Origin of the sequence: Streptomyces sp. NBC_01689 (assembly GCF_036250675.1) — a bacterium.
In the GTDB taxonomy this organism is placed as follows: domain Bacteria; phylum Actinomycetota; class Actinomycetes; order Streptomycetales; family Streptomycetaceae; genus Streptomyces.
The window spans coordinates 8,486,402-8,503,592 of the sequence record NZ_CP109592.1 but is presented as its reverse complement, the minus strand read 5'-3'; the positions used below and the strand labels follow the sequence as shown (position 1 = coordinate 8,503,592).

Annotated in this window: 12 protein-coding genes and 1 pseudogene; 6 read left to right on the top strand and 7 right to left on the bottom strand. The window is 72.6% G+C overall.

Annotated elements, in window-relative coordinates:
• Positions 1 to 80: 80 nt before the first annotated feature.
• On the bottom strand, positions 81 to 1,283 hold the full coding sequence (locus tag OG776_RS36490) for a metallophosphoesterase (RefSeq protein ID WP_410093491.1): 1,203 nt from the start codon (positions 1,281 to 1,283) through the stop codon (positions 81 to 83).
• Positions 1,284 to 1,448: 165 nt separating this feature from the next.
• Between OG776_RS36490 and OG776_RS36485 the strand changes: the two are divergent.
• Together OG776_RS36485 and OG776_RS36480 are read left to right on the top strand one after the other, a co-directional pair.
• A pseudogene (locus tag OG776_RS36485) lies at positions 1,449 to 1,928 on the top strand (sensor histidine kinase); the annotation flags it as partial.
• The gene (locus OG776_RS36480) at positions 1,925 to 2,584 is read left to right on the top strand and encodes a response regulator (RefSeq protein ID WP_148014159.1); all 660 of its coding nucleotides are present in this window, start codon (positions 1,925 to 1,927) and stop codon (positions 2,582 to 2,584) included. The pseudogene OG776_RS36485 and the gene OG776_RS36480, both read left to right, overlap by 4 nt.
• An 81-nt stretch (positions 2,585 to 2,665) precedes the next feature.
• Here the strand turns inward: OG776_RS36480 and OG776_RS36475 are convergent, their stop codons facing one another.
• From OG776_RS36475 to OG776_RS36465, 3 genes are all read right to left on the bottom strand, one after another.
• A complete protein-coding gene (locus OG776_RS36475) occupies positions 2,666 to 3,487 on the bottom strand; it encodes a L,D-transpeptidase family protein (RefSeq protein WP_148014158.1) in 822 nt (273 codons plus the stop codon).
• Between the two features lie 107 nt (positions 3,488 to 3,594).
• The gene (locus tag OG776_RS36470) at positions 3,595 to 5,469 is read right to left on the bottom strand and encodes an FHA domain-containing protein (RefSeq protein WP_261995011.1); all 1,875 of its coding nucleotides are present in this window, start codon (positions 5,467 to 5,469) and stop codon (positions 3,595 to 3,597) included.
• A 402-nt stretch (positions 5,470 to 5,871) separates the two neighbouring features.
• Complete coding sequence (locus OG776_RS36465) at positions 5,872 to 6,684, bottom strand: TetR/AcrR family transcriptional regulator (RefSeq protein ID WP_329323198.1); 813 nt, start codon at positions 6,682 to 6,684, stop codon at positions 5,872 to 5,874.
• Positions 6,685 to 6,956: 272 nt separating this feature from the next.
• Between OG776_RS36465 and OG776_RS36460 the strand changes: the two genes are divergently transcribed.
• The 3 genes from OG776_RS36460 to OG776_RS36450 all read left to right on the top strand — a co-directional run bounded on the left by OG776_RS36460 (position 6,957) and on the right by OG776_RS36450 (position 11,545).
• On the top strand, positions 6,957 to 8,669 hold the full coding sequence (locus OG776_RS36460) for an MFS transporter (protein ID WP_148011868.1): 1,713 nt from the start codon (positions 6,957 to 6,959) through the stop codon (positions 8,667 to 8,669).
• A gap of 473 nt (positions 8,670 to 9,142) precedes the next feature.
• Positions 9,143 to 10,255, top strand: coding sequence for an aminotransferase class V-fold PLP-dependent enzyme (locus OG776_RS36455; protein WP_148011869.1), 1,113 nt, complete (start codon positions 9,143 to 9,145; stop codon positions 10,253 to 10,255).
• 234 nt (positions 10,256 to 10,489) lie between these two features.
• The gene (locus OG776_RS36450; protein ID WP_148011870.1) at positions 10,490 to 11,545 is read left to right on the top strand and encodes an NAD(P)-dependent oxidoreductase; all 1,056 of its coding nucleotides are present in this window, start codon (positions 10,490 to 10,492) and stop codon (positions 11,543 to 11,545) included.
• 25 nt (positions 11,546 to 11,570) lie between these two features.
• Here OG776_RS36450 and OG776_RS36445 read toward each other — a convergent pair whose 3' ends face one another.
• Both OG776_RS36445 and OG776_RS36440 read right to left on the bottom strand, forming a co-directional pair.
• Entirely contained in the window at positions 11,571 to 12,386 is an 816-nt protein-coding gene (locus OG776_RS36445) for a DUF899 domain-containing protein (RefSeq protein WP_148011871.1), read from the bottom strand.
• Between the two features lie 183 nt (positions 12,387 to 12,569).
• The gene (locus OG776_RS36440; protein WP_148011872.1) at positions 12,570 to 15,026 is read right to left on the bottom strand and encodes an ATP-binding cassette domain-containing protein; all 2,457 of its coding nucleotides are present in this window, start codon (positions 15,024 to 15,026) and stop codon (positions 12,570 to 12,572) included.
• Positions 15,027 to 15,106: 80 nt separating this feature from the next.
• Between OG776_RS36440 and OG776_RS36435 the strand changes: the two genes are divergently transcribed.
• Positions 15,107 to 15,868 carry a TioE family transcriptional regulator gene (locus tag OG776_RS36435; RefSeq protein ID WP_329323197.1) on the top strand — a complete coding sequence of 254 codons (762 nt, stop codon included), beginning with the start codon at positions 15,107 to 15,109 and terminating at the stop codon, positions 15,866 to 15,868.
• Between the two features lie 171 nt (positions 15,869 to 16,039).
• Here OG776_RS36435 and OG776_RS36430 read toward each other — a convergent pair whose 3' ends face one another.
• Positions 16,040 to 16,858 (bottom strand): DUF2637 domain-containing protein, encoded by an 819-nt coding sequence (locus OG776_RS36430; RefSeq protein WP_329323196.1) that lies wholly within the window; start codon positions 16,856 to 16,858, stop codon positions 16,040 to 16,042.
• Positions 16,859 to 17,191 lie beyond the last annotated feature (333 nt).

Sequence of the window (17,191 nt, the reverse complement as noted above, 5' to 3'; positions counted from 1 at the left end):
GGAGGACCCGGTCCGTTCCGGACCTCGAACGGCCCCCGCCCGAACGGCGCGCCGTGGACCGTCGTAGGCCGTCGCGGGCCTCAGGCGGCGGAGCGCAGCACGAGCAGGCTGATCTCGCTCGGCGCGAAGATCCGGAACGGCGGACCCCAGTAGCCCGCACCACGGCTGGTGTAGAGCTGAGTCCGCTCGCCGTGACGGCTGAGGCCCTGCACCACGGGCTGGTCGACCCGTACCAGGTAGTGGAACGGCCAGATCTGCCCGCCGTGGGTGTGCCCCGAGACCTGCAGGTCGACGCCGGCGGCCACCGCCTGGGCCACCTGCTTGGGCTGGTGGGCGACCAGGAGCACCGGCACATCGGGAGTGACCTCCGCGAGGGCCCGGGGAAGGTCGGCGCGGTGCCCGGCCAGACCGGACGAGGCGGCCGTACGGTCGTCCACTCCCGCGAGGACGAGCCGGTCGCCGCCGCGTTCGACGACGACATGACGGTTGTGCAGGGACTCCCAGCCGAGCCGGGCCATCTCGTCGAGCCAGCCCTGGGCCTCCCCCAGGTACTCGTGGTTGCCCGTGACGTAGACCCGTGCCAGGCGCGGGCGGACCCTCCCCAGCGGCGCGGCCTGCTCCCGGCGCTTGGCGATCGAGCCGTCGGCGATGTCGCCCGCGTGGCAGACGATGTCGGGCTCCAGCGCGTTGACCGCGTCCACGACCCGCGCCGACCAGCGCGCCCTGTCGATGGGCCCGTAGTGGGTGTCGGCCAGGACCACCACCCGGGTCCCGTCCAGCCCCGGGCCCAGCCGCGGAAGGGTGACCTCGACCCTGCGGACCCGGGGCAGCCGCATGGCCTCGGTGTATCCCCAGACCAGCAGGGCCACCGCGACGACCGCGACGGCGACCGCCACGCTCCTGGCCACGGTCGGCCCGCTCACCCCGGCGGCGGCCAGCGCGAGCCTCAGCACGCCGCCGATGGCCGACCACGCGAAGAGCACCCAGATCACACCGAGGATCGTGTCGCCCGTACGGGCCGCTGCGTCCCACTGGCGGCGGCCGTGCCCCAGCGCCATCGACACCGGGAACGCCACCAGCGCGGCCGCGAACAGGACACCGCCGGTGATCTCGACCGGCGACGGCCACGCCGTGCCCCCGGCCAGCAGCACCCACCAGGGCAGGAAGAACAGGAACACCAGCACGGCGAGGACCACGAGAGCGCCGGACAGCCGGCGCGCGATCACGCCGGGAGACCTCCGTGCGGGCCCGCTCCCGGCACGTCGCCCCCCGGCGGGTTCCACGGGCGGTGCCGAGGTGCCCAGGGCCCCGCTCTCCTGCCCTGCCGCGGTCTCCGCCGACTGTTCGTCCAGCACGGTCCCTACCCCCACATCCGGTGACGCCCAGGTGAACCTCTCCATCCTCGCACCGTGGCCGTCGGGCCGGAGCGTGCCGGAGGCGCGGTCCCGTCCGCCACCGAGCACAGTCTCGACGAGGCCCGCCGTTTCGTCCGCGAGCTCGCCGCCGGCGGACCTGGCCCGCGGCGAGGGCCTCGACCGGGCGCTGTACGCCCTGGCCGCGCGCGAGACCGGTGAGCGGCTCACCGTACGGGTCCATGTCGACGACGGCGCGGGCCGCGCGCCCGCGCTGCCGGAACGGGTCAGGTCCGCCCTGCTGCGCATCGCCCAGGGCGCGCTGGCGAACGTACGGGAGCGCTCCGGGACCCGTACGGCCACCCTCCTGGACGACCAGGTCGTCCTCGACATCGCCGACGACGGCCGTGGCTCCGTGCCCGGCGACCTGCCCGCGGCTCCGTCCGGGGTCCGGGGCACGGGATGCCCGCGATGCGGGCGCGGGCCCGCGGGCTCGGCGGCCGGCCGGCCGTCGAGTCCGCTCCCGGGGAGGGCGCCGTCCGGTCCGTCACGATCCCTCTGGAGCAGCCCCGATGAACTCCGTCACCGATGCGACCGCCGCGCCCCGAGCCGTCCGCGTCCTGCTGTGCGACCACCACGCCGTCGTACGGGCGGGCCTGCTCGCGCTGCTCGACAGCGCCCCCGGAGTCGAGGTCGTCGGTGAGGCCGGTACCGGGGAGGAGGCACTCGCCCTGAGCGCGAAGCTGCGGCCGGACGTGGTCCTGATGGACCTTCAGCTCGGTGACGGGATCGACGGCGTGGAGACCACCCGCCGTCTCGCCGCCGCGCCCGGCGAGGGCCCGCGCGTGCTGGTCCTCACGACGTACGACACCGACGCCGACGTCTCCCGTGCCATCGGGGCCGGGGCGACGGGCTACCTGCTGAAGGCGGAGCGTCCGGAGGAGCTGTTCGCCGCGATCCACGCCGCCGCCCAGGGCCGTACGACGCTCTCGGCACCCGTCGCCGGCCGGGTGCCGGCCGGCCTGCGCAGCCCGCGTCCCACGCTCACCGACCGCGAACGCGACATCCTCGCGCAGCTCTCCCGGGGTCCGGGCAACCGGGACATCGCGAGGGCCCTGCGCATCAGCGAGGCGACGGTGAAAACACACCTGGGCCGGATCTACGGGAAGCTCGGTGTCGACACGCGGTCCGGCGCGGTCGTGGTGGCGAAGGAACGGCGTCTGCTGCCGTGAGCGGGGTGGCGCGCCCGCCGTCCCGGCGTGCCGCACCGCGGGTTCGACGTCACGGGTGCTACCGGTGTGCCGCCCGGAAGTTCAGCGCCACAGGTGCTCCCGGTCCCCCATCACCACGACGGGACGGCTCAGCGGGTCGAGGGTGCGCAGCAGGGTTCTCATCGCGGCCTCGGGGACGGTGACGCAGCCCGACGTGCCGTCACCGTGGTCCAGGTGCAGCCAGATCCCGCCGCCCTTGTCCTCGCCGAGCGGCCGGGTCCAGTCGTACGGCGGGGTGCCCTCGACCCGGTTGTAGTCGACGGCGACGACGTAGTCGAAGTCGTGGCGGTGGGACGCGTCGGCGTCCGCCGGGGGCGCGAAGGCGTGGGCGTCCTGCCGGTACGGCAGCAGGCTCCCCGGGTCGTCGCGTGACCCGCCCGCGTCGGAGAGGGTGAAGACACCGACCGGGGTGCGCAGGTCGTCCATGCGGTGATCGGTCGTCCAGCCCAGCCTGCCGTTGTGCGCCGGCCAGTCCGCGATCCGTTCCCAGCTCCCGCCGCGCCGCTCGTAGAGCACGACGAGGCTGTCGGGCGAGTCCGCGTCGTCGCCGTAGACGGCCACCACCTGGCTGGTGGCGGCCGGCACCTGGTCCCACATCCGGTCCCCGATGCCGGGGACCCGGGAGGCGGCGGCCGGCCTGGGCGCCGGTGCCGGGCGGGCCGGCGCGGACACGGCCGCGCCGTCGGTCCCCCGCACCTTGCCCGGACCCGTCGTCCCGCTCAGGGCGCCGCACGCGGTCACGGCCGTCAGGAGGCCGCCGCAGGCGACGGTCACGGCCACCGCGGGCCGTAGGCCGCCGCGTTGCCGTGAACCGTCGCGCCGTACGGCCCGGTCGGGGTGCCGGGACCCGGAGGATCTCCACATGACCGGAATTCTGCGGCGGTCCGGGCGGCCGCCGCATCCGGACCCGGGCATCCGGCCCATCGGGATGCGCCGGCCGCGTCGGGACCGTACGGCCGTGACGGTCGTGCTCAGCCCTGGGCGACCGGCTCCAGTGCCTCCACGGCGGCCGCGGCCGCGGCCGAGTCCTGACCGTAGAAGATGTCGATGTCGACCTCCTCGCCGCCCATCGTGAGCGTGTCCCAGGCACCGCTGAGCACAAGCATGCGCAGGGTGCTGCTCTGCAGCGTCCCCAGTCGTTCGAGGATGGCCTCGTCGTCCGGCAGACCGGACATGCGCGCCTCCAGCCGGGACCGGATCCCCCGCATCCGCTCCAGCAGCGTCGCGATGTCCGCCTCGCGGTCCGGCTCCTCGGCGATCCCGTCGATGCCGTGGGCGATGATGTCCTTGATGGCCCAGGTGGCGCCCTGGTCGTCGGTGGTCACCATCGCCTTCCAGGCGCGGCTCTTGTGGCGGTACTGGAGCATCGACATGGCGGCTTCGTGGCGCAGGAAGTCCGCGTCCCGGAAGGGCTTCCCGTTCCAGGCTCCGTTGAGGGAGCGTGCCAGCGAGATCGCCGACGCCAGGCCGCTGTTGAGACCCCGTCCGGGCCAGAAGTGGATGGCGTTGGCGGCGTCGCCCAGCAGGAAGCCGTACGTGCCCGGGGAGTTGGCCGTGGAGGGCAGCAACTCCGCGGTGAAGCGCGGACGCTGCACCATGTCGAGGCGGAAGGAGGTGACCGCGCTCAGGTCGTCCTCCTCGACGCCGAACAGGCGCAGTCCTTCGTGCACCCGCTTCCACAGCGCCGAGCCCCTGATCAGGGCCGGCAGGAACAGGGTGCTGTGGGTGGAGCACTGGAAGTCTCCGTGCTCGTCGCGTCCCATCACGCACGGGCGTGAGGCGATGCACTCCTCGAAGACGCGGCGCACGGGGTCGATGCCGACCACTTCCGCCGTCTCGGCGTCCGTCAGACGCATGTTGAGGAAGCCCTCGCCGCGCAGCGAGTTGAGCAGGAACCGGTTCTGCGCGACGGTCAGCAGTACCGCCATGGGGTCGGTCAGGCCCGACTTCACCCGCAGGCCGAGCACCACGTCCTGCAGGTGGCGGCCGTCCACCGAGTAGATGGACTCGTCCGCCTTGCCGAACTTGGCGGCGAAGTGCTCGCGGGTGCGCGACCGCCCGCCGTCGCAGATCGCGAGGACGTGCTGGCCGGCCAGGGCCTCCTGCTGCTCGTCGATGCTGAAGCGGGTGGGGACCAGCTGGATCCGGCCCTTCTTCTCGTTGGCCACCTCCAGCAGACGGTCCTCGATGTAGGCGATGCGCATGTTGCGCGGGTGGTGGTCGCCGACGGAGTCGGGGCCCGAGGGCCACATCTCGGTGTAGTGGTCCGGTTCGAAGAGCCGGTCGCGCACCTCCTGGGGCAGGCTGAGGTACTGGCGGCTCTGCACGGTCACCACCTGCTGGCGGCGCACGTTGCCCTGGCTGGCGTCCTTCCAGACGATCTTGCGGCCCTGCTTGCGCCACCGGCCGTCGTACACGGTGATCTGCGCCTGGGCGCCGAGGAAGTGCTCCAGCAGCAGGGCGAGCGACAGGCCGACCGGGCCGCCGCCCGCGACGGTGACCCGCAGCACCGGACCCTGTGCGAGGTCCTCGCCGCCGTGCGTCATGGAGCGCGGCACCGAGAGCGCCATGATCGTCTCCATGGCGTCCGCGACCTCGAACCGGAACTCCTGGTCGCCGATGGTGATGGCGTCTCCCGGCTTGAGCAGCCGGGATTCGATGTCCTCGCCGTTCACCTGCGTTCCGTTGCTGCTGCCGCAGTCGTGCAGCACGTAGCCCTCGGTCTCGTCGAGGACGATCTCGGCGTGGAAGCGCGAAACGCTCAGGCTGGATATGACGACCGTGTTATCGGGATTGCGTCCGAAGGTGACCCGGGTGCCGATGACCGGTATCCGTTCTCCGGCCAACAAGCCTTCGTGTCCAACGAGCACCGGCGCCACGGCACTTCCTTCCAGGGTTGACGACATGCTGCTGCCGCGGTGCCACCGGGACGCACCTCTGCGCGGGTGTGACCGGACAGCGAGTGACGGGTAGGACGGAGCGACATCCGCTCAACGTACTTGAACGGTAAATGATTCACTTTTGACGACAGCATAGCGTCGCCTGACCGGTACTGATGACTCATCATGCCCTCTCCGGGAGCCGCGCGGGAGTACCTCGTCGGACGCCCGGAGGGCGCGCGCCGAGGACCTCACGCTTCCACTGCGCCCAGGCGTCACCCGGCGGACCGGAGGCACTGGAGTGGCGGTCCGCGCGGCCGGGCGACGACGGCCTTCCCGTCGCGCGCGAAGTGCCGGGGACGGCGCGGTTCAGCCGGTTCCCGACGCCTCGGAGGTGTCCGCGGCCGCGCCGGCCGCCCGGTCCGGCAGATAGCTCGCCAGGCCGCGCAGGATGATCTCCAGGCCGATGTCGAACCGCTCGTCGGAGGAGTCCGTGACCATCATCCCGGCCAGGGCGCGCAGATGGGGGAAGTCCGCCGCGGGCAGGGACGCGAAGTAGTCCTGCATCTCGTCGGCCATCTCACGCCAGTCCGGGCGGGCGGGCGAGGCGCTTCCCCTGCTCTGCTGTTCGGCGCGGTCCCGCCACATGCCCTCCTCCAGGGTGAACCCGTCGATGTACGTGGAGATGAGGTCGCCGGCCTCGGCCGCGATGCGGTCGGGCAGTCCGGCGGTGCGGAAGACCGCGAGCAACGCCTCCACGTGCGGCAGCAGTTCGGCGGTGAAGGGGACGTGGGCCATGGAGATCCTGGCCATGTCCCGGTGGGACAGCAGGCGCCGGCGACCGGACCGGGCGTACTCCCGCACCTCCTCGCGCCACCGCCCGGGGTCCGCCACGGGCGGCTCGAACCCGTCGAAGAGCCGGGTGTACATGAGCTCCAGGAGGTCGTCCTTCGAGCTGACATGGGCGTAGAGCGCGGAGACCGTGACGCCCAGTTCGGCCGCGACCTGGCGCATCGACAGACCGTCGAGCCCCTGGCGGTCCAGCACGGTGTAGGCGGCCTCGACGATGCGTTCGCGCGACAGCGGTGTGCGCGTGGGCGCGACACGGGCACGGGCGGGGCGCTCGCGCTCCCAGGGGGACGGCGGAGGAGGTACGGGGGTGCCGGGGGCCGCGTCGGTCATGACGTCAGTCTAGGCACGGGAGAGCACTGTTCTCCTTCGGTGAGCGGCGTTCACCTCGGCGAAACGCGATATATCTTGTCCCGGTCGCAGAGTTGCGCTATATCTTAATGAACGCCGTTCTCTCGGTGAGCACTGTTCTGTTAGGGTGAACACTGTTCACTGGCGTTCGGCCGCCCGTCCCCGGCTCCCGCCGGCGGATCGGGCCGTCCCATCCGTCCACGCCATCGCGCCCGGGTCCGCACCGCGGCGCGACCCTTCCCCGAGGAGTTCCGATGTCCACCACCGGTGTCGCGTCCGCCGAGACGCCCATCGACGCGCCAGAGCCCTACCGGTGGCGCTGGGCCGCCCTCTTCGTGATCCTCGCGGCCGAGGTGATGGACCTCCTCGACGCCGTGGTCACGAACATCGCCGGCCCCTCCATGCGGGCCGACCTCGGCGGCGGCGCCTCCACCCTGCAGTGGCTCGCCGCCGCGTACACCCTCTCGATGGCCGTCGGGCTCGTCACCGGAGGGCGGCTCGGGGACATCCACGGCCGCCGCCGGATGTTCCTGGTGGGCGCCGCCGGCTTCACCGTGGGCTCGCTGCTGTGCGCGGTGTCCGTGTCGCCCGCGATGCTCATCGGCGCACGGGTCGTCCAGGGCCTCTTCGGCGCGGTGATGCTGCCGCAGGGCCTCGGGATGATCAAGGAGATGTTCCCGCCGAAGGAGTCGCAGAAGGCCTTCGGTCTGTTCGGCCCGGTCATGGGGCTGTCCGCGGTCTGCGGACCGATCCTCGCGGGCTGGCTCGTGGACGCCGACTACTTCGGCACCGGCTGGCGGATGATCTTCCTGGTCAACCTGCCGCTGGGTGCCGCGGCGATCCTCGGCGCCGTGCGTTACCTGCCGCGGGGCCTGTCCGCCGCCAAGCCGCGCCTCGACGTCCCCGGCATGCTCCTGGTCTCGCTCGCCGCACTGCTCATCATCTTCCCGCTGGTGCAGGGCCGTGAGTACGACTGGCCCGTCTGGGCGTTCGTGATGATGGCCGGATCGGTGCTCGTCTTCGTCGTCTTCGCCCGGTACGAGTCGCGCCGCAGCAGGGCCGGACAGGACCCGCTGGTCGTCCCGAGCCTCTTCCGCAAGCGCGGCTTCAGCGGCGGCATGGTCCTCGGCCTGGTCTTCTTCTCGACCATGCAGGGGTTCATGCTGGTCTTCAACCTCTACACCCAGATCGGCCTCGGCTATTCGCCGCTCAAGGCGGGACTGGTGATGGTGCCCTGGTCGGGCGGCATGATCGTCGGTTTTGGCCTCGCCCAGGGCGTCGCCCGGTTCGGACGCACCGTGCTGCAGGCGGGCGCGCTGGTCATGGCGGTCGGCGTGTTCGGCGTCTGGCTGACCCTCGACCAGGTGGGCTCCGGTGTGGGCCCCTGGCAGCTCCTGCCGTCGCTGCTCGTCACCGGCATCGGGATGGGCCTGCTCATGGCGCCGTTCTTCGACATCGTGCTCGCCAGCGTCGAGCAGCACGAGACCGGCTCGGCCTCCGGCACGATGACCGCGGTGCAGCAGCTCGGCGGAGCCTTCGGCGTGGCCATCCTCGGCACCGTGTTCTTCGGTCTGCTGGGCGGCGGCATCGCCACCGCCGTCGACCACCGCTCGGACGGCCTGCGGGAACAGCTGGCGGCCGCGCACGTCGCGCCCGCGGCTCAGGAGCGCGTCGTGGCCGACCTGCGTGCGTGCGCCTCGGACCGCGCCGTCGCCAAGGACCCCGCCGCGACCCCGGCGTCCTGCGCCGGCCTGGAGAAGGACACCCGCACCGCCCTCACCTCGCCCGAGGCCGGCGCCCGGATACCCGCCGTACTGGAGTCGACCGCGTCGTCGGCCTTCCGGAGCGGTTTCGGCTCCGTCATGAAGACGGTGCTGTGGATCGTCGACGGCATGCTCGCCCTGACCTTCCTCCTCGCGTTCCTCCTCCCCCGCCACGCGCGTCCGGAGGAGTCCGCCGGGCACTGACCCGGAGGACGGTGGATTCGCGGGATTCGCGGGACGCGACAGGGCGGGCATCTCCTCCGGGGAATCGGGAGGTGCCCGTCCTGTCCCGTTTCTGGGGGGCGGGCAGGTACCGGGTCCCGCCCGCCGCGCCCGACCGAGCGGACGGAACCCGTCACCCCGGGCGGAACCCGTCACCCCGTCCACCGGACGTCGGACGGCCCGAGCTCTCCGGGCGGACCGGACGGGCCCGCCACGGACAGGGATCGGCACCCCGGACAGCTCCGCGCGACCCGAGGCACGTACCGTTCGAGCAGGTGGGGATACGGACACGGCGGTCTCCGGCGGTTCGGGCCCCGTCCGGCAGGACGGCGCTCCTGACCGGGCGCAGACGCACGGCCGCTACCACCACCGCACCACCCGCACCACCCGCACCACCCGCACTACCCGCACTACCCGCACTACCCGCACCAAAGCCTCCCGGAAGGACGAGCCCCGTGCTCAGGTCGTACGCAGCACACTTCGACACACCCGCCGGGTATCTCGACTTCGCCCGGTTCGGGCCGCCGTCGCGGGACGCCCTGGCCGCCACCACGGGAGCCATGGAGGACTCCGCCCGCGCGGACCACACCACCGTGGACGTCCTGATGCGCGCGGAGGGGGTCGCCCGGGAGACGGCGGGCCGCCTCGCGGGCACCGACACCCGGCACACCGTGCTGCTCCCGAACGCGTCCACGGGCCTGTTCCACGCCGCACTCGGCATCCGGGAGGGAGTGGTCCTCGCGCCGAGCACCGACTTCCCCTCCAACCAGTACCCGTGGCGCCGCACCGCGGACCTGGGCCGGGCCGTGCCGCGCTGGCTCACACCGGCAACCGGCGGCGGGGTCACGCCCGACCTCGTCCGCGCCGCGCTGACCGACGACGTCGTGGCCCTGTCCGTCAGCGCGGTGGACTTCCGCACCGGCTTCCGCGCGGACCTGGCGGCGCTGCGCGAGGCGATCGGTCCGGACCGGCTGCTGATCGTGGACGCCATCCAGGCGTTCGGTGTGGCCGAACTGCCCTGGGACGCGGCCGACGTGGTGGTCGCGGGCGGCCAGAAGTGGCTGCGCGCCGGCTGGGCCACCGGATTCGCCGCGCTGTCCGACCGCGCGCTGGAAACGCTGGACCCGGTCCTCACCGGCTGGACGGGCGTCGAGGACGTCGGCCTCTTCGACGGGACGGAGCACCCGCCGGCCCCGGACGCGCAGCGGTGGTCGATCACCAACCTCAGCCCGGTGACGGCCGCGGCTCTCGCGGCCGCGCTGGGCCTCGTCGAGCGGCACACCGTCGCGGCGATCGAGGCAGCCATCAGCAGCCGGATCGACGAACTCACCGAGGTCGTCGGGGAGTACGGCGGCCGGGTCCTCTCCCCCACCGACCCGGCACGACGCGCGGGCATCCTCTCCTTCACGATGCCGGACCACGCCCCCGCCGTCGTCGCGAAGGCCCTGCACGCCGAGGGAGTCACTCCCACCGTCCGCGCCGACTCGCTCAGACTCTCCCCCCACGCGTCGACACCCCCGGAGGTCTCCACACGCGTGGCCGCCGCACTGTCGTCGCTCCGCGCCTGAACACTCCCGCCCACCGACTCTCACACCGCCGCGTCCGTCGTCCTTTCCCCGTGCGCCTCTTCTCACCTTCACGCACGGTGAGGGCCGGCCCCGTCGGCGCGCGGCGTCATGCCGGGCGCGCGGCTCCCCTCGCCGGTGTCGAGAGGCACAGTAGGGTCCACACGAGTGAGGGGCCGCGCGGACAGAAGACAGAAGCCTGCGGGGCACACGGCATGCGGGAAGGGCGTCGACATCGTGGAGCGGGCCCGAGTACTGCTGCTGGACGCGGCTCCCGGCGAGTTGCTCGATCGTGAGCTGGAGCGGCTGCTCGGCCATGGACTGGCCGTCACGCTGAACCTCCGGCGGGTGGCCGACCCGGCGGGCGCGCGGACCGCGTGGGCCGGACTGGTGGACTTCACCGACTTCGATCCCTTCGACGAGGCCGCGCTACTGGCCGAGACCGTCCGGGACGGGCTGGGCCACCACGCGGTCAAGTCCCGCGCGGGGGTGCCACTGCGGGCCGGGTTCCTCGCGGCGGCGACGGACACCGGCCTGGCCAACCGGCTCCGCGTCATCGGCCGGGCCGGAGCGGGCACCGATCACGTCGAGCTGGCGGCCGCCGTCCGTCACGGGGTCACCGTGACCCACACCCCGGGTTCCAACGCGAACGCCGTCGCCGAGTTCGCCCTCGCCCAACTGCTCGCCCTGACCCGGGATCTCCGCTCTCATGACGACACCGCGCACCGCGGCGAATGGCACGCCCCGGCCGTACCGGCGGTGGAACTGGCCGAACTGACCCTCGGAATCGTCGGACTGGGCCGCGTCGGCCACGCCCTGGCGGAGCGGGCGACCGCCCTCGGCATGCAGGTACAGGTCCTCTCACGGCGCCGGACCGACACCCTGGTGCCCCAAGCCCCGTCCCTCGCCGCGTTGTCGGCCACCAGCGACGTGGTCTCCCTGCATCTGCCGCTCACTCCGCAAACCCGCGGGCTGGTCGGCCGGGAGGAGCTGGCGCTGATGCGGCCGGGGTCGATCCTGCTGAACACCGCGCGGGGCGGAATCGTCGACGAGCGGGCGTTGGCCGACGCGCTGCTCGACCCCGCGCATCCGCTCAAGGCTGCCGCCGTCGACACCTTCCTGCACGAGCACGCCGCCTTCGCCTCACCGCTCTTCGGCGTTCCGGGCGCCCTGCTCACCCCGCACATCGCCGGGATGACACGGAGCGCCATGGCCACGGCGGCCGTCCGTTGCGCGGACCAGATCGCCGCGCTGCTCGCCGGCCGCCCGCACGGCGTGCCCGTGGTGACCTGATGACGGCCGCCGAGGCGAGGACGCGTCAGTGGCAGTGTTCCTGCCGGCCGAGGGTCTCCACGGGTGTCGCGCCCGGGCGGGTCCACTGCGGTACGGGGCGGCTGGTCGGACCCCAGGTGGCGACGCCGTCCGCGTCCGAGCGCCAGTACCAGCAGGCCTGACGGCCCACGGCCGGGTGTCCCTCGCGTACGTCGCCCAGCACGGTGCGGCCCTCGGGGTTGTCCTCCCACTCCTCGCCGCGGCCGTAGGACGTCATGTCGAGCAGGGCGAGTGATCCGTTGACCGGCTCGTTGCCGCGGCCCGTCGTGGAGTAGGTGAGGAACACCCGGTCGCCCTCGCGCAGGAAACAGACGATGTGGCCCATCGCGCCACCGATCGGCGCGTCCACGCCGCGCACCGAGTACCAGGGCTGGGTGTAGCCCATGAAATCGACGTACGGGGCGACTTCGTCCCAGGGTCCCGTGGTCAGGATGGCCAGGGAGACGCCGCGGGCGTTGAGGTAGACGGCGTCCTTGAGGTGCCACGCCGTGGTGGTGCAGCCTTCGCACTGGCCCTGGTGCGGTGCGCCGTCGTGCCACATGTGCTGGTAGACCACGAGCTCGTCGCGGCCCTGGAACAGGTCGAGGAACGGGACCGGGCCGTCGGGTCCGACGACCTCGACCGTGCCGTCGAGCTCGACCATCGGCAGCCGGCGGCGGGCCGCGGCGAGGGCGTCCCCCTCGCGGGTGTGGGCCTTCTCGCGCACCAGCAGCTCGTCGCGTGCCGCCTGCCAGGCGGCCAGGTCGACGACGGGCGGCTTGCCCGTGAGGTCGCCGCTCGTGTGCTCGGACGTGGTCGTCATGGTTGTCCTCCGTGCTCTCTCGTGCCGGGCGGCGTCCTGCGACGCTCCACGGCTTCACGGGTACAGACCCGCGCCCCGGCCGGAACTCATCGCAACTGCGTCCTCCCGGGCGAACCCGTACGGCGGGGTGAAGGTGGCCCGTGCGGCGCGGCCGGTGATGCGCCGCCGGCGCGGACGTATTCCTCAGGCGCCGACGTACCGCGCGAGGTGCTCGCCCGTGAGGGTGGAGCGGGCGGCGACCAGGTCCGCCGGGGTGCCCTCGAAGACGACCCTGCCGCCTTCGTCGCCCGCGCCCGGGCCGAGGTCGACGATCCAGTCGGCGTGGGCCATGACCGCCTGATGGTGCTCGACCACGACGACCGACTTGCCGGCGTCCACGAGCCGGTCGAGCAGGGCGAGCAGCTGCTCGACATCGGCGAGGTGCAGCCCGCTGGTCGGCTCGTCGAGGAGATAGACGCTGCCCTCCCCCGCCATGTGCGCGGCCAGCTTGAGGCGTTGCCGTTCGCCGCCGGAGAGGGTGGTGAGCGGGCGGCCGAGAGTGAGGTGGCCGAGACCGACCTCGGCGAGCCGGTCCAGGACGGCGGACGCGGCGGGCGTCCGCGCGGGACCACCGCGGAAGAACTCCGCCGCCTCGGTCACCGGCATCGCGAACACCTCGCCGATGTCCCGTCCGCCGAGCCGGTACCGGAGCACCGACGCCTGGAACCGCCGTCCCTCGCACTCCTCGCAGACGACGGCGACACCGGCCAGGGCCGCCAGGTCGGTGTGGAGGACACCGGCGCCCTTGCACGTGGGGCAGGCGCCCTCGGAGTTGGGGCTGAACAACGCGGGCTTGACCCCGTTGGCCCGGGCGAACGCCCTGCGGACCGGGTCGAGCAGGCCGGTGCAGGTGGCCGGGTTGCTGCGTCGGGTTCCCCTGATCGGCGACTGCTCCATCGTGATCACGCCGTCCCGGCCGGCCACCGAGCCGTGGACCAGCGAGGTCTTGCCGGACCCCGCGACCCCGGTGACCACGGTGAGCACACCGAGCGGGATGTCCACGTCGACGTCGCGCAGGTTGTGCGCGCTCGCGCCCCGCACCTCCAGCACCCCGGTCCGCTCACGCACGGACGGTTTCAGCGACGCCCGGTCGTCCAGGTGCCGTCCGGTGAGGGTGCCGCCGGCCCGCAGTCCCTCGACGGTGCCCTCGAAGACCACCTCGCCGCCCTCCTTGCCGGCCCCCGGTCCCAGGTCGACGACGTGGTCGGCGAACAGGATGGTCTCGGGCTTGTGCTCCACCACCAGCACGGTGTTGCCCTTGTCGCGCAGCCGGAGCAGCAGTTCGTTCACGCGCCGGATGTCGTGCGGGTGCAGACCGGCCGTGGGCTCGTCGAAGACGTACGTGACATCCGTGAGCGCGGAGCCCACATGGCGGACCATCTTGGTGCGTTGGGCCTCACCGCCCGAGAGGGTGCTCGACGCCCGGTCGAGCGTGAGGTAGCCGAGGCCGATCTCGACGAACGATTCGAGAGTCGCGGCGAGCACCGGGACGAGCGACCTGACGGACGGGTCGGTCAGTCCGCGCACCCAGGGGGCGAGGTCGCCGATCTGCGTCGCGCAGGCGTCGGCGATGCTGACACCTCCGATCTTCGCGGACCGTGCCGCCTCGCTGAGCCGGGTGCCGTGGCACCCGGGGCAGACGGAGAACGTCACCGCCCGCTCCACGAAGGCGCGGACGTGCGGCTGAAGGGTCTCCTTGTCCTTGTTCAGGAAAGACTTCCTCACCCGCGCGAGGAGACCTTCGTAGGTGGCGCTGATCCCGTTCACCCTGACCTTGACCGGGTCCCGGTGCAGGAGGTCGTACCGCTCCTCCTCGGTGTAGTCACGGACCGGTCTGGAGGGGTCGAGGAAGCCCGACTCGGTGAAGGTCCGCACCACCCAGCCGTCGGCCTTCCAGCCGGGGACGGTGATCGCCCCGTCGGCCAGGGACCTGGTGTCGTCGAAAAGTTGGGCGGGGTCGATGTCCGAGACGTGGCCCATGCCCTCGCAGCGCGGGCACATGCCGCCGACCACGCTGAACTCCTTCTCGGTCGTCCTGCCGTTGACCACCAGGACGCCCGACCCGTCGGCCGAGGGGACGTTGAAGGCGAACGCCCGCTGCGTGCCGATGTGCGGTTCCGCGAGGCGGCTGAAGAGGACGCGCAGCAGCGCGCCGGCGTCGGTGGCGGTTCCCACCGTGGAGCGGGCGTGCGCGCCCATCGGCCGCTGGTCGACACGGATCACGGTGGTCAGTCCGTCGAGCACGTCGACGTCGGGCCGCGCCGGGGTCGGCATGAAGCCCTGGACGAAGGCGCTGTAGGTCTCGTTGATCAGGCGCTGCGACTCCGCGGCGATCGTGTCGAACACCAGGGAGCTCTTGCCCGAGCCGGAGACCCCGGTGAACACCGTGAGCCGCCGCTTGGGGATCTCGACGTGGACGTTCCTGAGGTTGTTCTCGCGTGCCCCGTGCACCCGGATCAGATCGTGCCGGTCGGCGGCGTGGGGGGCGCCCGGACGGGAGACCGGCCGTGTGCCGACCGCGGCGGTGCCCCTCCCGTGTGCCGGACGCGGCGCGTCCTCGTCGTGGGGCGTGGTGACGGATTCCTCGGCTTCCCGGTTCATGGGACTTCAACGTATACCTGAAAGAACGGTTGAGACTTGGCCGCCGAGAATGCGGTCTCGGGCGGCTAAAGTCTCAAACCATGAAGCACCTGCGCCCGTTCGACCTGGCTCGTGAGCACGGCATCTCGACCCAGGCGGTGCGCAACTACGAGCGGGACGGGTTCATCCCGTTCGCCGAGCGCACCCCGTCCGGCTACCGGACCTACACCGAGACACACGCGGTGGCCCTGCGCGCCTATCTGGCGCTCGTCCGGGCGCACGGGCACGGCACGGGCGGACAGATCATGCGGTCGCTCCACGCGGGCGACCTCGACGCCGCACTGACCGCCGTCGACCGCGGCCACGCCCAACTGCTGCGCGACCGGGGGACGCTGGACGCGGTCGGGCGGGCCGTCGAGCATCTGGCCCGGCGTGGAGGTCCCGCCGGACCGGATCCCTCCGCGGAAGCCTCCGCCGGCGGCGGGCCGCTGAACGTCGGCGATCTCGCGCGCCGCCTCGGGGTCACCGCGGCGACCCTCCGCAACTGGGAGGCGGCGGGCATCCTCGCACCCGCCCGGGAACCGGTCACCGGACATCGCGTGTACGCCGCCGCCGACGTCCGCGACGCGGAGCTGGCCCATCTGCTCAGGCGCGGCGGCCATCCGCTGGAGCACATCGGCACGGTCGTCCGGCAAATCCGTACCGCCGGCGGCACCGAGGCGCTGGCCGCCGCCCTCGACGACTGGCGGCGACGGCTCACCGCCCGCGGGGTGGACATGCTCGACGCGGCGGCCCGACTCGCGGGCTACGTCGCGCTCTTGGGTGTCCGCCCGCCCGGTGGAAGTCCGGGCCCCGGGGTGTGAGGGTCGGCCACCCGCCCACGTACCGCTTGCCCCGGCCGGTCGTGACGCCGCCGCGGACGGCGGTACGTCTTCTTCGTCGGCGCTCCCCGGGCCTCTCGTGCCGCCGTCGGTCCGACGCGCGTGCGTGGGACCGACGGTGGGGACGGACGGGAAGGAGAGCCGCCGGACACCTCAGGCGCGCGGTGTCTTCCGGTTGCCGGAACCGGTCTTGGTCTCCACGCGCTTCGGCGACGCGGGCTCGGGACGCTGCCGGTGCCGGGACGTGCGCTGGCGCGGTGGCCTGGTGAGGGTGATCTGCCGGACCAGTTGCTGGAAGCAGGTGAGCGACGCGAGCGCCGGTACGACGGCCGCGGCCACCCCGGTGACGGACTTGTGCGCGTCGGCCACGCAGAACATCACGGCGACGAAGGAGAACAGCAGGACGACGTACCACGAGTGCACGGCGCGGCGTCGGTGCAGTGCGGCGCGCAGGACCGAGAGCGACGCCACCATCCAGGGACCGTAGATGAGTAGAGGCCACCACGGTCCCGAGCCGGTCTGGGTGGTGGACGCGATGTGCCGCAGTGGCGCGTAGGCCACCATGCCGCCGAAGACACTCACCATCGACACGATGACGGCGGTCATCGCTGCGATCACGAAGCTCACGGTCTGCAGCCAGCCGGACCGGGGCTTGCGGACCCGCACCTTCCGATGCCCCTTCGAGGAACGCCGGATGGGCGGTAACTCGGCGGTGATCCGGACCAGGTTGTCCATCGGATCGCCGGACGGGTCGTCGTCGTAGGAGGGTTCACCGCGAGGTGGCGGCACGGTGGCGTCCTGCTCCGCGGCCGCCGCGTCCTGCAAGAGGTACGTGAGTTCCTCGACCGGGTCCCAGCCCGGTTCGTAGAGGGCGTCGGCGGCACCGCCGTACCGGTCGGTGCCGGGCCCGCCCGGGTAGTCGGGAGGTTGCTCGTACCGAGCGAAGGAGAGGTCCGGATAGTCGTCGTTCACAGGTATTCCGCCCCCGCCCGCTCAGGGCCGGGTGACAGCCGGGACGTCCCCGTCGGATGACGGGGACGTGGCGGCGAACGTGCAGGTGGGTCGCCCGGACGCGGCGATTCGGGCCGCGGAGGGACGCTCCGCCGTGGCTCCGGGGAGCGACGGGGCAAAGGGACGCGCTTGGGTCATATTCGATTAACGTCGGCCGGGTCCTTCAGGTGTGCGGCAAACGAGTGACCGCACACCTGCCGGACGATTCACGGAAGCGTCGCCCGCGAGCCCCGGTCGACGGTTCCTGCGAGCGCTCCCGTGAGGATCGGACCGCTTCGCCGGCCGGTGCGGAAG